This window comes from Escherichia albertii (assembly GCF_028622335.1).
Taxonomy (GTDB): Bacteria; Pseudomonadota; Gammaproteobacteria; order Enterobacterales; family Enterobacteriaceae; genus Escherichia; species Escherichia albertii.
Map to the genome: position 1 here is coordinate 1,399,729 of NZ_CP117568.1, position 14,678 is coordinate 1,414,406.

Annotated in this window: 12 protein-coding genes; 5 read left to right on the forward strand and 7 right to left on the reverse strand. The window is 49.7% G+C overall.

From position 1 onward, the window contains the following. Nucleotides 1-13: 13 nt before the first annotated feature. From nuoB to lrhA, 3 genes are all read right to left on the reverse strand, one after another. Complete coding sequence (gene nuoB / locus PS053_RS06845; protein WP_000386733.1) at nucleotides 14-676, reverse strand: NADH-quinone oxidoreductase subunit NuoB; 663 nt, start codon at nucleotides 674-676, stop codon at nucleotides 14-16. A gap of 15 nt (nucleotides 677-691) precedes the next feature. After that, complete coding sequence (gene nuoA, locus PS053_RS06850) at nucleotides 692-1,135, reverse strand: NADH-quinone oxidoreductase subunit NuoA (protein WP_000062997.1); 444 nt, start codon at nucleotides 1,133-1,135, stop codon at nucleotides 692-694. Between the two features lie 629 nt (nucleotides 1,136-1,764). After that, the gene (gene lrhA / locus PS053_RS06855) at nucleotides 1,765-2,703 is read right to left on the reverse strand and encodes a transcriptional regulator LrhA (protein ID WP_000622294.1); all 939 of its coding nucleotides are present in this window, start codon (nucleotides 2,701-2,703) and stop codon (nucleotides 1,765-1,767) included. 925 nt (nucleotides 2,704-3,628) lie between these two features. Here lrhA and alaA point away from each other — a divergent pair. Then, nucleotides 3,629-4,846, forward strand: a complete 1,218-nt coding sequence (gene alaA, locus PS053_RS06860) for an alanine transaminase AlaA (RefSeq protein WP_256879001.1) — start codon at nucleotides 3,629-3,631, stop codon at nucleotides 4,844-4,846. An 83-nt stretch (nucleotides 4,847-4,929) separates the two neighbouring features. Continuing rightward, a complete protein-coding gene (gene yfbR, locus PS053_RS06865) occupies nucleotides 4,930-5,529 on the forward strand; it encodes a 5'-deoxynucleotidase (protein ID WP_000813871.1) in 600 nt (199 codons plus the stop codon). Nucleotides 5,530-5,590: 61 nt separating this feature from the next. Here the strand turns inward: yfbR and PS053_RS06870 are convergent, their stop codons facing one another. From PS053_RS06870 to yfbV, 4 genes are all read right to left on the reverse strand, one after another. After that, nucleotides 5,591-7,423, reverse strand: a complete 1,833-nt coding sequence (locus PS053_RS06870; RefSeq protein WP_054411564.1) for an SLC13 family permease — start codon at nucleotides 7,421-7,423, stop codon at nucleotides 5,591-5,593. Between the two features lie 86 nt (nucleotides 7,424-7,509). Beyond that, nucleotides 7,510-8,160: a hexitol phosphatase HxpA gene (gene hxpA / locus PS053_RS06875; RefSeq protein WP_137648439.1), complete on the reverse strand. Its 651-nt coding sequence runs from the start codon at nucleotides 8,158-8,160 to the stop codon at nucleotides 7,510-7,512. 10 nt (nucleotides 8,161-8,170) lie between these two features. Beyond that, a complete protein-coding gene (locus PS053_RS06880) occupies nucleotides 8,171-8,665 on the reverse strand; it encodes a YfbU family protein (RefSeq protein WP_000426128.1) in 495 nt (164 codons plus the stop codon). A gap of 81 nt (nucleotides 8,666-8,746) precedes the next feature. After that, the gene (gene yfbV, locus PS053_RS06885; protein WP_000106632.1) at nucleotides 8,747-9,202 is read right to left on the reverse strand and encodes a terminus macrodomain insulation protein YfbV; all 456 of its coding nucleotides are present in this window, start codon (nucleotides 9,200-9,202) and stop codon (nucleotides 8,747-8,749) included. A gap of 337 nt (nucleotides 9,203-9,539) precedes the next feature. On the opposite strand from yfbV, the gene ackA reads away from it, so the two are divergent. From ackA to yfcC, 3 genes are all read left to right on the forward strand, one after another. Further along, a complete protein-coding gene (gene ackA / locus PS053_RS06890) occupies nucleotides 9,540-10,742 on the forward strand; it encodes an acetate kinase (protein WP_000095701.1) in 1,203 nt (400 codons plus the stop codon). Nucleotides 10,743-10,816: 74 nt separating this feature from the next. After that, nucleotides 10,817-12,961, forward strand: a complete 2,145-nt coding sequence (gene pta, locus PS053_RS06895; protein WP_000086738.1) for a phosphate acetyltransferase — start codon at nucleotides 10,817-10,819, stop codon at nucleotides 12,959-12,961. 183 nt (nucleotides 12,962-13,144) lie between these two features. After that, nucleotides 13,145-14,665, forward strand: a complete 1,521-nt coding sequence (gene yfcC / locus PS053_RS06900; RefSeq protein WP_001274484.1) for a putative basic amino acid antiporter YfcC — start codon at nucleotides 13,145-13,147, stop codon at nucleotides 14,663-14,665. The last annotated feature ends 13 nt before the right edge of the window (nucleotides 14,666-14,678 follow it).

Consider the following 14,678-nt stretch of genomic DNA (forward strand, 5'->3'; position numbering starts at 1 on the left):
CGACAGGCGCAAATTAAATCTCGTCAGGTGTACGCAGATTGGTAACGGCAATGCGTTCACCGCGCTTGCGTTCGCGCTCTGACTGCATATTGGCGCGATAGACGCCCTGATCGCCAACCACCCAGGAGAGCGGACGACGTTCTTTGCCGATTGATTCCTGCAACAGCATCAGTGCCTGCATATACGCTTCAGGGCGCGGCGGACAGCCCGGGATATACACATCGACCGGAATGAATTTATCGACGCCCTGCACAACGGAATAAATATCGTACATACCGCCGGAGTTGGCGCAGGCTCCCATTGAGATAACCCATTTTGGTTCCAGCATCTGGTCGTACAGACGCTGAATAACCGGCGCCATTTTGGTAAAACAGGTTCCTGCAACCACCATCAGGTCAGCCTGACGCGGCGAAGCACGCAATACTTCTGCGCCAAAACGCGCCACGTCATGTACCGCGGTAAACGAAGTCACCATCTCAACGTAACAACAGGAAAGACCGAAGTTATACGGCCAAATTGAGTTTTTACGACCCCAGTTAACCATGTCATTGAGCTTGCCCATAAACACGTTTTTGTTAACTTCTTGCTCCAGAGGGTCAGTTACGATCTCCTGCTTTTGCAGGGGGTAACGGTCGTTCTCACCGTTGGGATCTATGCGGGTGAGCGTATAATCCATCTTAATGCCTCGCGGTTAGCGTTGACGATTAGCGATACTGTTCGTTTCCGGGTTCATACGCTCGCGGCGTGAACGCGCGGGCGTCCAGTCCAGCGCGCCAATACGCACCAGATAAACCAGACCTGCCAGTAACACAAAAATAAAAATTGCAGCTTCCACAAAGCCTACCCAGCCGCTTTCGCGGATAGAGGTTGACCATGCGAACAGATACAGCGCTTCAACGTCGAAGATAACGAAGAACATGGCCACCAGATAAAACTTGGCGGACAAGCGTAAGCGGGCGGAGCCGACCGAGTCGATACCTGATTCAAACGGCACGTTTTTCGACCTCGCGCGTGCGCGACCGCCTAAAAACCAACCGCCTACCAGCATCAGACAACACAGGCCAATGGCAACGATAAGAAAGATAGCGAATGCCCAGTGATGAGCGATGACTTCAGTGGATGTTGACATACTCATTGCTTACTCATCAAAAGTAGCGCCAGATTCACTGCTCTTCACGGCAGATGGACGCCACATCGATTCATGGGGAGGAATAAAAAAAACCTTACAATCACTGTAGAAACTCTTTTATACAGCTAATTGATGTGGTCTTTTACTCCTTTATATAACCTTTTGTCAACTTTAACAAAGGTTTCTTCACATTATTTTACACAATGCCAACAACATTTGCACTTAGTGCTCTTTCATCCCGGATCATTGACGACTCCAGGAAAATTAGATGTTGTTGAATCGTGTCCGTTGTGAAGCAATGGAAAAAATACGGTTCTATTTTGACAGGAATTTGTGTCGATGCCTCCCCCCAAAAGAGAGTATTTTCTTGATCTGTGACACGCTTTTGTTAATACATAACAAAAATACAGCAATAAATTCACTTATGTTTTAACATTTTTGTAGCAAAAGATTTTTCCAGCCGTTTTTTTGCACAAAACACGATTCAGGCGCTGATGGTTGAAAAACGAACATTTTTGAACCATCAGCAATAAGAAACCATAGCTTTTATCCAAAAAAAAGCCACTGGTGTTCAAAAAACATCCAGTGGCTTATTTTGTACAAAAACACGAAGAAAAATAACTTACAACCCGTGATTATTCAAAATCACCTTCAATGAGCAGAGAATCATCCCCTTCTTGCGGCGATATAGAGCCGTACTGCCACGGGCTCTGGTAGCTTTCCATTGCCTGATAAATCACCTGTGCCAATTCATTATTGCTTGCCGGGTCATAGCACAACAGATACTCAGTATCTGGCAATGGCGGCAGATCATCTACAGCGCCGAGAACGCGAAGATCGGGACTCATCATCTCTACGGGCCTTGCTGTTACGCCAAGCCCCGCTTTCACGGCAGCCCGCACAGCAGGGAGTGTTGAAGCAACATACGCCAGTCGCCATGGAATATTGGCTTCATTGAGCGTGGCAAGAACCATATCACGGAACGGACTAGGGTCATCCAGCAACACAAGTGGAATAGCTTCACCTTTTTGCAGAACATATTCTGCTGCACAATACCAATGGGTCGGAGAAGTACGAAGATTCAAAGACTTAAAGTTATCAGGTCGGTGGGTGGTAACAATTAAATCAACTTCCTGAGACTTCAACATTTCTGCCATATATGCATTGCGTTTAACACGAACATCCAACGCAAGCTTCGGATAAACCGAACTAACACGATTTAGCAGGAAAGGTAAGATTGTATCGGCAGATTCATCTGAAGCACCGATAGTTAACACGCCCTGAAGATTGCTGAACATTAATGATGAGCAAGCCTCATCATTAAAACGCAAAATTTTCCTCGCGTAGCCAAGAAGCTGAATGCCATGTTCGGTTAGCAGCTTATTGCGGCCGTGACGCGCAAACAGTTCCTTTCCAACGAGTTGTTCCAGACGCTGCATTTGTTGGCTCACGGCAGACTGAGTGCGGCACACTGCAGCGGCTGCGGCTGCAAACGTGTTCAGATCGGCAACAGCAACAAATGTTCTCAGCAGATCAAGATCGAGGTTAATTATCGGGCGATTTGCACTTATCATATATTATCACTTACTGGCGGCTCATACTGAGCTGGTTAATGCTGTGCACACACAAACAAGCAATTCCATTTGTAATGTGCCTCCCTGGCAGTTTCATCCGTAAGACCGAATGAAAGTTAAAAAGCATATGAGCAGGACTAAAAGAATCTCTCACATTGTTCCGTTATAATGCTTAATGCCACCCAAAGAATATATCTTCTGGATATCACATATCTATTAAGTTACTCACTCTTTTCTATTTATTTCATGGGTGAGTTTGTCTAAATGTAAATGTTGAACCTTATGCCACTGCAGTACGGCAACGCCAACTACGCGTAATCGCGACGCATGAACACTGACGCTAAGCTGGCTTTGGCAGCAGGCCCCGTCATTCGTTGTATCATTTTACCCCAAAACCCTTTTACTTATAAGGGTCATTGCGAATTATCTTATGCAAAGTTATGTTATGTCAGGCAAAGTAATCTTCTATTATTAACAGGCATAACTCAGTCTCTTTGAATATTAAATAATAATTAATTTGCAACTTATGAATTCATTAACCACGCTTATCAATAAGCCTCTCAATGGCGTCTATGCTTTACTTCTGCGATCACAACTTAGTTTAATATTTCAATAATGACGAAATATCAAGAACAACTTATGTTAATGATTCCGGTAACAAGGACATGTTTTATACAATTATCTTTCAGATGAAAAAACCGCCCCTTAAACCAACAACCAGAATAATCAACTAGCAAAACACAATAATTAAGGATATGCATCTTATTATTTCGCAATAATTAAGTCATAAACAGCATAATTCTGTCGCCATATTCAACAAAATGTTCCTCTGCGGAGCTTCAAAACACTGCGCCGTGGGAGTACATTGTTCTAAGCTGACTTCCACGGCAGGGAGTGGCGATAACAGCGAAAAAGGTCGAGATTCATGTCCCCCATTGAAAAATCCAGCAAACTAGAAAATGTCTGCTATGACATCCGCGGTCCAGTGCTAAAAGAAGCAAAACGCCTGGAAGAAGAAGGTAACAAGGTATTGAAATTGAACATCGGCAACCCTGCCCCGTTCGGTTTCGACGCGCCAGATGAGATCCTCGTCGACGTGATCCGCAATCTGCCCACGGCACAAGGTTATTGCGATTCGAAAGGTCTCTACTCTGCACGTAAAGCGATCATGCAGCACTACCAGGCTCGGGGGATGCGTGATGTTACCGTTGAGGATATTTACATCGGCAATGGTGTATCAGAGCTAATCGTTCAGGCGATGCAAGCGTTACTGAACAGCGGTGATGAAATGTTGGTCCCGGCTCCTGATTATCCGTTATGGACTGCAGCCGTTTCACTCTCCAGCGGTAAAGCTGTGCATTATCTTTGCGACGAGTCTTCTGACTGGTTCCCGGATCTCGATGATATTCGCGCCAAAATTACGCCACGCACGCGCGGGATCGTGATTATCAACCCGAACAACCCAACGGGCGCGGTGTATTCCAAAGAGCTTTTAATGGAGATTGTTGAGATTGCGCGCCAGCATAATCTCATTATCTTCGCTGATGAAATTTACGACAAAATTCTCTATGACGACGCAGAGCATCACTCGATTGCTGCAATGGCGCCAGACCTGCTGACAATCACCTTTAACGGTTTGTCGAAGACCTATCGCGTGGCGGGCTTCCGTCAGGGCTGGATGGTGCTGAACGGACCGAAAAAACACGCAAAAGGATACATCGAGGGTCTTGAGATGCTGGCCTCAATGCGCCTTTGCGCCAACGTTCCGGCACAACACGCAATACAGACCGCGCTGGGCGGCTATCAGAGTATCAGCGAATTTATCATGCCGGGCGGGCGCCTCTATGAACAGCGTAACCGCGCCTGGGAACTGATTAACGATATTCCTGGCGTTTCCTGCGTGAAACCGCGTGGCGCGCTGTATATGTTCCCGAAAATTGACGTCAAACGCTTTAATATTCACGATGACCAAAAAATGGTGCTGGATTTCCTGTTGCAGGAAAAAGTGCTGTTGGTACAGGGAACGGCATTCAACTGGCCATGGCCGGATCACTTCCGTATCGTGACGCTGCCTCGGGTCGATGATATCGAACAGTCCTTAAGTAAATTCGCCCGTTTCCTTTCCGGTTATCATCAGTTGTAATCTTAAATTCACTGCCGGAGATTACATCTGGCAGTGTTATCCCCCCACAATGACCTCATGATGTCATCACATATAAGGTCACTATGAAGCAGAGCCATTTTTTTGCCCATCTCTCCCGCCTGAAACTCATTAACCGTTGGCCGCTGATGCGTAATGTGCGGACAGAAAATGTATCTGAACACAGTTTACAGGTGGCGATGGTCGCCCACGCGCTGGCAGCGATTAAAAACCGCAAGTTTGGTGGTCAGGTCAACGCCGAGCGCATCGCTTTGCTGGCGATGTACCACGATGCCTCTGAAGTGCTCACTGGCGATCTCCCCACTCCGGTGAAATATTTCAACTCGCAAATTGCCCAAGAATACAAAGCTATTGAGAAAATCGCCCAACAAAAGCTGGTCGATATGGTTCCAGAAGAGTTACGGGATATCTTTGCACCGCTAATCGATGAACATGCATATAGCGATGAAGAAAAGTCGATTGTTAAACAGGCGGATGCATTGTGTGCCTATCTGAAATGCCTGGAGGAACTCGCCGCCGGGAACAACGAGTTTTTACTGGCAAAAACGCGGCTGGAAGCCACACTTGAAGCTCGTCGGAGTCAGGAGATGGACTACTTTATGGCTGTTTTCGTCCCCAGCTTCCATCTTTCGCTTGATGAGATTAGCCAGGATTCGCCACTGTAAGATGCCGGAGCTCGCCGACGTTGGCCTGATAAGACGCGTCAGCGTCGCATCAGGCATCTTGTCAAAATGGAAACAACATCGGAATCATCACCACGCAAACCACCATAACAATAATGGTGAATGGAACCCCCAACTTAACAAAGTCACTGAAGCGGTAATTCCCCGGGCCTAAAACCAACGTGTTAACGGGAGAAGAAACTGGCGTCATAAAGGCAGCGGATGCAGCCATTGCCACGACCATGGCAAACGGATAAGGCGACACGCCCATCGTTTTGGCGGCAGCCAGCGCAATCGGCGCCATCAATACCGCTGTCGCGGTGTTTGAAATAAACAGGCCAATCACCGCCGACAGTACAAACAAACAGCCAAGCATCATATGCGGCCCGTAACCGCCGCCAATATCCATTAACCCTTTCACCACTAACGCAACGCCACCGGTTTTTTGCAATGCCACAGCAAACGGCATCATCCCGACAATCAAAATAATGCTCGGCCAGTGAATGGATTTATAGGCGCTTTCGGCATCTATACAGCGAAATTTGCCCATCAGCAGACAAGCGATGATTGCTGCAATGGGATTGGGGATCTCATCAGTCAGCATTAACGCTACCATCAGTACCAGGCAGAAAATAGCATGTGGCGCCTGGCTATGCGCTGGCGAGGCTTCACTCACCTCTTCCGGCAAATTCAGCGCCACGAAATCACGCCCCTGTTTTGCCAACATCCCTATCAGTTTCCAGTTACCGACAACCAGAATAATATCGCCCAGCAGCAGAGGCTCATCCGCCAGCGACCCTTCCAGCGCCACGCCATTGCGTTTCAGGCCCACCACATTCAGTCCATAGCGGGTACGAAAACCAATTTCACGCACTGATTTACCAATAAGCTCTGACTCTGGAATTAATGAAATTTCCGCCATGCCGACATCAAGCGCCTGATCGGAAAAATATTCTCCACGCAGAACCATCGGTTCCAGCAGTTGCTCACTACAAAATTGCCGGAGATCGACGTCAGCCGCTGACATATCAATAAGTAAAACGTCACGCGCGCGGAATTCAGAAACCCCATTAACATTCACAATGACACGACGAAAACGGCGCCAGCGTTCAACACCAATGACGTTAGCGCCGTAACGCTCACGCAGTTTGAGATCGTCCAGCCGTTGACCAATCATTGGCGAACCGGGGCGGATAGCCAGGCGACGCGCGCGCCCGGTCAGGCGATATTCACGGATAAGATCGCGAAAGGTACGGCGAGTCCAGCCTTCGCGCTGGGGAGTCAGGGTATCCCCTTTCAACATAAAGCGCATCACCAGCATATAGAAAATGCCCAGCACCAATACAACCAGACCGATAGGCGTTACGCTAAAAAAACTAAAGCCATGATAACCTTCACGAAGTAATTCACTGTTCACCACCAGGTTAGGCGGCGTCGCCACCAGGGTCATCATACCGCTGATCAACCCGGCAAAACTCAAGGGCATCATCAGGCGAGACGGCGACGTTTGCATACGCATAGCGACGCTCAATACCACGGGGATAAAGATTGCAACGACGCCCGTTGAGCTCATAAATGCGCCAAGGCCCGCGACAGTCAGCATCAACAAAACCAACATTTTGATTTCACTGTTACCGGCCACTTTGACCAGCCATGTTCCCATCACGGTGGCAACCCCTGTGCGCACAAGGCCATCGCCAATAATAAACAGAGCGGCGATCAGCACAACGTTAGGATCGGAAAAGCCGGAAAAAACCTCGGTGACTGTCAGCGTACCGCTTAAGGCGAACGCGACAATGACAAACAAAGCGACCGCATCCATACGCACTTTGCCCGTTGCAAACAAAATTATGGCAACTACCAACAATGAGAGGACCCAAATCAATTCACCGTTCACAACTTATCCTTGTTAATTGAGGGGGATGGGTTAATCTTGCCACAAAAAAGCCCCGGCGAAACGGGGCTAAATCATGATCGGGTGTTTCACTGAAAAATAACGTCGCCATTTGGCTGTTTGGTTACTTTAATCTGCTCCAGACTATGAAGAACCAAATCCACCTCATTTAACCGCGGGGTATCTGCCGGCGCATTGACGGCGATAACCTGGCAACCCGCTGCCAGACCAGAAAGCACGCCAGCAGGAGCATCTTCCACCACAACACACTCCTGCGGTGCCAGACCAAGCAGTTGCGCCCCTAACAGATATGCATCCGGCTCTGGTTTTCCACGCTTAACCCGTTCTGCGGTAACAAAAACTTCCGGTGCGGGAAGCCCTGCCACTTTGTGACGCGCTCGTGCAACTGGCATGGAACCTGACGTCACAATCGCCCATGGAATACCCGCTTTATTCAAATCATTGAGTAAAGCAATCGCTCCCGGAAGCGCAGTAATGCCTTCGGTTTCTGTGGCCTCGACTTGTTCCAGACGCGTAAACTCTGCGGCAATTTCCGCTTCGGATTTCCCCGCCATAAAGTGGCGCAGAGAGGTGATTGCCTGCTTACCGTGAATAAAAGCGAGCACCTCTTCCGGTGTGAGCCCATGACGTTTCGCCCAGTTGCTCCATGCCCGTTCCACCGCAGGCAGAGAGTCCACCAGCGTGCCATCAAGATCAAACAGAAAACCTTTGCACCGCACGCGGGCCTCCTCAGGCGTTAATGATTTGATTAATTTCGTTAGCACTCAGATGATACTGACGAGGGCAAGCATGCCAGACATTCAACATGCGTTGATATTTCTCCCACATTGGCGTCTGTGCATTAAAGCCGTGAGTCCCGGCGTCAAAATGCGTGTAACGCCCTTCAACATTAACCATAAACCGTACATAACCGAGATAACGCGCTTCGGTAGCAGCGTCGAAGCCGAGGAAGGTGACACGGCGCTCATCAATAGATTGTCGGTCCTGCAAATTAGACCAGGAAACATGCAGCGCGTGATACATCTCCATAATGTCGATAATCGTGCGGCAAGTTTCTTCTTTCAGCTCGCCAAACTCGCGATCCAGTTCACGCATCTGCAACCCATAACCACGCTCAATGATTGTTTGCAGACGGCGGTAACGCTCAGCATTCGCCGGATCGAGCATAGTCATCATTTTGTATTGATTAGACAAAATAAGACGTTGCGCGTTGGTCATTTCCATTATTGACTCCTGTATCACAGTACTACGGTGAAAAAAGAAGGCCGATGCCTGCCTTCTTTTATATGCGTAATCAGGGTTCAATTACAAATCATCAAGGAAAGTTTTATCCAGTTGTTTGAAGGCACGCTTAAGCGTGTCAGCTAATGCCTGATAATCCGGCTTGCCTTCTACCGGAGCTAAGGCTTGCCCGGCTTCCTGCAATTTACCGCGAACTTCATAAAACCAGCTCAGGATCGCCGGGGGTAATGGCGTAACAGAACGTTTACCCAGCCACCATAGCCCCTGCATCGGTAAACTCAGGGCGAACAATGCGGTAGCGACAGCCGGCCCAAGCTGACCACCCAGCGCAATTTGCCAGCAAAGAGTAAAGACGGCGATCGGCGGCATATAGCGGATCGCATAGCGCGTCATCCTGATGACGCGATTGTCAACAAAGACCGGGGCAAGGCGTTTTTCCATCGGCCACGTCTTTGAGTAGTGCTGTCCCCGGCGGAACAAACTAAAAAAATTAACAGAACGATTATCCGGCGTTGACATGCTTCACCTCAACTTCACATATAAATATTCAAAAATTTGTGTAAATTCACAACTCAGCGGGACAACGTTCAAAACATTTTGTCTTCCATACCCACTATCAGGTATCCTTTAGCAGCCTGAAATGGCCGAGTAGTACATAATCATTGAGTCGTCAAATTCATATACATTATGCCATTGGCTGAAAATTACGCAAAATGGCATAGACTCAAGATATTTCTTCCATCATGCAAAAAATTTTGCAGTGCATGATGTTAATCATAAATGTCAGCGTCATCATGCGCTACGCTCTATGGCTCCCTGACGTTTTTTTAGCCACGTATCAATTATAGGTACTTCCATGTCGAGTAAGTTAGTACTGGTTCTGAACTGCGGTAGTTCTTCACTGAAATTTGCAATCATCGATGCAGTAAATGGTGAAGAGTATCTTTCTGGTTTGGCCGAATGTTTCCACCTGCCTGAAGCGCGTATCAAATGGAAAATGGACGGCAATAAACAAGAAGCGGCTTTAGGTGCAGGCGCCGCTCACAGTGAAGCGCTGAACTTTATCGTTAATACTATTCTGGCACAAAAACCAGAACTTTCTGCGCAGCTGACTGCTATCGGTCACCGTATCGTACACGGCGGCGAGAAGTATACCAGCTCCGTAGTAATCGATGAGTCTGTTATTCAGGGTATCAAAGATGCGGCTTCTTTTGCACCGCTGCACAACCCGGCTCACCTGATCGGTATCGAAGAAGCGCTGAAAGCCTTCCCACAATTGAAAGACAAAAACGTTGCCGTGTTCGACACCGCATTCCACCAGACTATGCCGGAAGAGTCTTACCTCTACGCCCTGCCGTACAATCTGTACAAAGAGCACGGCATCCGTCGTTACGGCGCACACGGCACCAGCCACTTCTATGTAACTCAGGAAGCGGCGAAAATGCTGAACAAGCCAGTAGAAGAGCTGAACATCATCACCTGCCACCTGGGCAACGGTGGTTCCGTTTCTGCTATCCGCAACGGCAAATGTGTTGACACCTCTATGGGTCTGACCCCGCTGGAAGGCCTGGTCATGGGTACTCGTTCCGGCGACATCGATCCGGCGATCATTTTCCACCTGCACGACACCCTCGGCATGAGCGTTGATGCCATCAACAAACTGCTGACCAAAGAGTCCGGCCTGCTGGGTCTGACCGAAGTAACCAGCGACTGCCGCTATGTTGAAGACAACTATGCGACAAAAGAAGATGCAAAACGCGCAATGGACGTTTACTGCCACCGTCTGGCGAAATACATCGGCGCTTACACCGCGTTGATGGATGGTCGTCTGGATGCCGTTGTATTCACCGGTGGTATTGGTGAAAATGCCGCGATGGTTCGTGAACTGTCTCTGGGCAAACTGGGCGTACTGGGCTTCGAAATTGACCATGAACGCAACCTGGCTGCACGTTTCGGCAAATCTGGTTTCATCAACAAAGAAGGTACCCGTCCTGCGGTGGTTATCCCAACCAACGAAGAACTGGTTATCGCGCAAGACGCGAGCCGCCTGACTGCCTGATTTCACACCGCCAGCCCAGCTGGCGGTGCTGTTTTGTAACCCGCCAAATCGGCGGTAACGAAAGAGGATAAACCGTGTCCCGTATTATTATGCTGATCCCTACCGGAACCAGCGTCGGACTGACCAGCGTCAGCCTCGGCGTTATCCGTGCTATGGAACGCAAAGGCGTTCGTCTGAGCGTTTTCAAACCTATTGCTCAGCCGCGTACCGGTGGCGATGCGCCCGATCAGACAACGACTATCGTGCGTGCCAGCTCTTCCACCACGACAGCCGCTGAACCGCTGAAAATGAGCTACGTTGAAGGTCTGCTTTCCAGCAATAAAAAAGATGTGCTGATGGAAGAGATCGTCGCGAACTACCACGCTAACACCAAAGACGCTGAAGTGGTTCTGGTTGAAGGTCTGGTACCGACACGTAAGCACCAGTTTGCCCAGTCTCTGAACTACGAAATCGCGAAAACGCTGAACGCGGAAATCGTCTTCGTTATGTCTCAGGGTACTGACACCCCGGAGCAACTCAAAGAGCGTATCGAACTGACTCGCAACAGCTTTGGCGGTGAAAAAAACACCAATATCACCGGCGTTATCGTTAACAAACTGAACGCACCGGTTGATGAGCAGGGGCGTACCCGTCCTGATCTGTCCGAGATTTTTGACGACTCCACCAAAGCAAAAGTGAACAACGTTGATCCGGCGAAGCTGCAAGATTCCAGCCCGCTGCCGGTTCTCGGCGCTGTGCCGTGGAGCTTTGATCTGATCGCGACCCGTGCGATCGACATGGCTCGCCACCTGAACGCGACCATTATCAACGAAGGCGACATCAACACTCGCCGTGTGAAATCCGTCACTTTCTGCGCACGTAGCATTCCGCACATGCTGGAACACTTCCGTGCTGGCTCTCTGCTGGTAACTTCCGCAGACCGTCCTGACGTTCTGGTTGCTGCTTGCCTGGCTGCAATGAATGGCGTAGAAATCGGCGCCCTGCTGCTGACTGGCGGCTACGAAATGGACGCGCGCATTTCCAAACTGTGCGAACGTGCTTTCGCGACCGGCCTGCCGGTATTCATGGTGAACACCAACACCTGGCAGACTTCTCTGAGCCTGCAGAGCTTCAATCTGGAAGTTCCGGTTGACGATCATGAGCGTATCGAAAAAGTTCAGGAATACGTTGCTAACTACATCAACGCTGACTGGATCGATTCTCTGACCGCGACTTCTGAGCGTAGCCGCCGTCTGTCTCCGCCAGCGTTCCGTTATCAGCTGACTGAACTGGCGCGCAAAGCGGGCAAACGTATCGTTCTGCCGGAAGGCGACGAACCGCGTACCGTTAAAGCAGCCGCTATCTGTGCGGAACGTGGTATCGCGACTTGCGTACTGTTGGGTAACCCGGCAGAGATTAACCGCGTAGCTGCATCTCAGGGCGTAGAACTGGGCGCAGGCATTGAAATCGTTGATCCAGAAGTGGTTCGCGAAAACTATGTTGCTCGTCTGGTCGAACTGCGTAAGAACAAAGGTATGACCGAAACCGTTGCCCGCGAACAGCTGGAAGACAACGTGGTTCTCGGTACTATGATGCTGGAACAGAATGAAGTTGACGGTCTGGTTTCTGGTGCAGTTCACACCACTGCAAACACCATCCGTCCGCCGCTGCAGTTGATCAAAACTGCGCCGGGCAGCTCTCTGGTATCTTCCGTGTTCTTCATGCTGCTGCCGGAGCAGGTTTACGTTTACGGTGACTGTGCGATCAACCCGGATCCGACTGCTGAACAACTGGCAGAAATCGCAATTCAGTCCGCAGATTCCGCCGCTGCTTTCGGTATCGAACCGCGCGTAGCAATGCTTTCCTACTCCACCGGTACCTCTGGTGCTGGTAGCGACGTAGAGAAAGTTCGCGAAGCGACTCGTCTGGCGCAGGAAAAACGTCCTGACCTGATGATCGACGGCCCGCTGCAGTACGACGCTGCGGTAATGGCTGACGTTGCGAAATCTAAAGCGCCGAACTCTCCGGTTGCAGGCCGCGCTACCGTGTTCATCTTCCCGGATCTGAACACCGGTAACACCACCTACAAAGCGGTACAGCGTTCTGCCGACCTGATCTCCATCGGGCCAATGCTGCAAGGTATGCGCAAACCGGTTAACGACCTGTCCCGTGGCGCTCTGGTTGACGATATCGTCTACACCATCGCTCTGACCGCGATTCAGTCTGCTCAGCAGCAGTAATCACACCTGTTTCGCAATATTGCGGAAACCAAATCCGGAAATAGTCACTATTTCCGGATTTTTATTCTCTACGCAGTGAAAAGTAGTGCCTGATTATTCAGCTTAACTGCGCTGCATCAATGAATTACCACGCCTCGCTTTGCATACTTATTTCTTTTTCTTATCTCAGGGAAAGTTTGCGCTATGTCCGCAATAACTGAATCTAAACCAACCAGAAGATGGGCAATGCCCGATACGTTGGTGATTATCTTTTTTGTCGCTATTTTAACCAGTCTCGCCACCTGGGTTGTTCCGGTGGGGATGTTTGACAGCCAGGAAGTGCAGTATCAGGTTGATGGTCAGACAAAAACGCGCAAAGTCGTAGATCCTCACTCATTTCGCATTTTGACCAACGAGGCAGGTGAACCGGAGTATCACCGCGTACAACTGTTTTCGACGGGAGATGAACGTCCGGGCCTGATGAATTTCCCGTTTGAAGGACTTACCTCTGGCTCGAAATATGGGACAGCCGTTGGCATCATCATGTTTATGCTGGTGATTGGTGGCGCGTTTGGCATCGTCATGCGTACAGGAACCATTGATAACGGCATTCTGGCGCTTATCCGCCATACGCGGGGAAATGAAATCCTCTTCATCCCGGCGCTGTTTATTCTCTTTTCGCTCGGTGGCGCAGTATTCGGTATGGGGGAAGAGGCTGTCGCCTTTGCCATCATTATCGCCCCGCTTATGGTCCGGCTGGGTTATGACAGTATTACCACCGTCCTGGTAACCTATATTGCCACGCAGATCGGTTTTGCCAGTTCGTGGATGAACCCGTTTTGCGTGGTCGTCGCTCAGGGGATTGCGGGGGTTCCGGTCCTTTCCGGCTCAGGCTTGCGCATCGTAGTGTGGGTTATCGCCACGCTGATTGGCCTGGTCTTCACCATGGTGTACGCCTCACGAGTGAAAAAGAATCCTCTGCTGTCACGCGTTCATGAGTCCGATCGCTTCTTCCGCGAAAAGCAGGCTGATGTTGAAGAGCGCCCGTTCACCCTGGGTGACTGGCTGGTCTTGATTGTTTTAACTGCGGTGATTATCTGGGTGATTTGGGGCGTGATCGTTAATGCCTGGTTTATTCCAGAGATTGCCAGCCAGTTCTTCGCCATGGGGCTGGTGATTGGCATCATCGGCGTTATCTTCCGTCTTAACGGCATGACCGTTAACACGATGGCCTCGTCATTTACCGAAGGGGCACGAATGATGATCGCCCCAGCCCTGTTAGTTGGTTTCGCCAAAGGGATTTTGCTGCTGGTTGGTAACGGCGAAGCAGGCGATGCCAGCGTGTTAAATACTATCCTCAACAGTATTGCTAATGCTATTAGCGGACTGGATAACGCGGTCGCCGCCTGGTTTATGCTTCTCTTCCAGGCGGTATTTAATTTCTTTGTCACATCCGGCTCTGGTCAGGCTGCGTTAACCATGCCGTTACTGGCACCGCTCGGCGATCTGGTCGGGGTTAACCGTCAGGTTACCGTGCTGGCCTTCCAGTTTGGTGATGGCTTCAGTCACATCATTTACCCAACCTCAGCTTCACTAATGGCAACGCTGGGGGTCTGCCGGGTAGACTTCCGTAACTGGCTTAAAGTTGGGGCGACGCTACTTGGACTGCTGTTTATTATGTCCAGCGTGGTGGTGATTGGCGCTCAATTAATGGGTTACCATTAAGTCGAAAATCCCC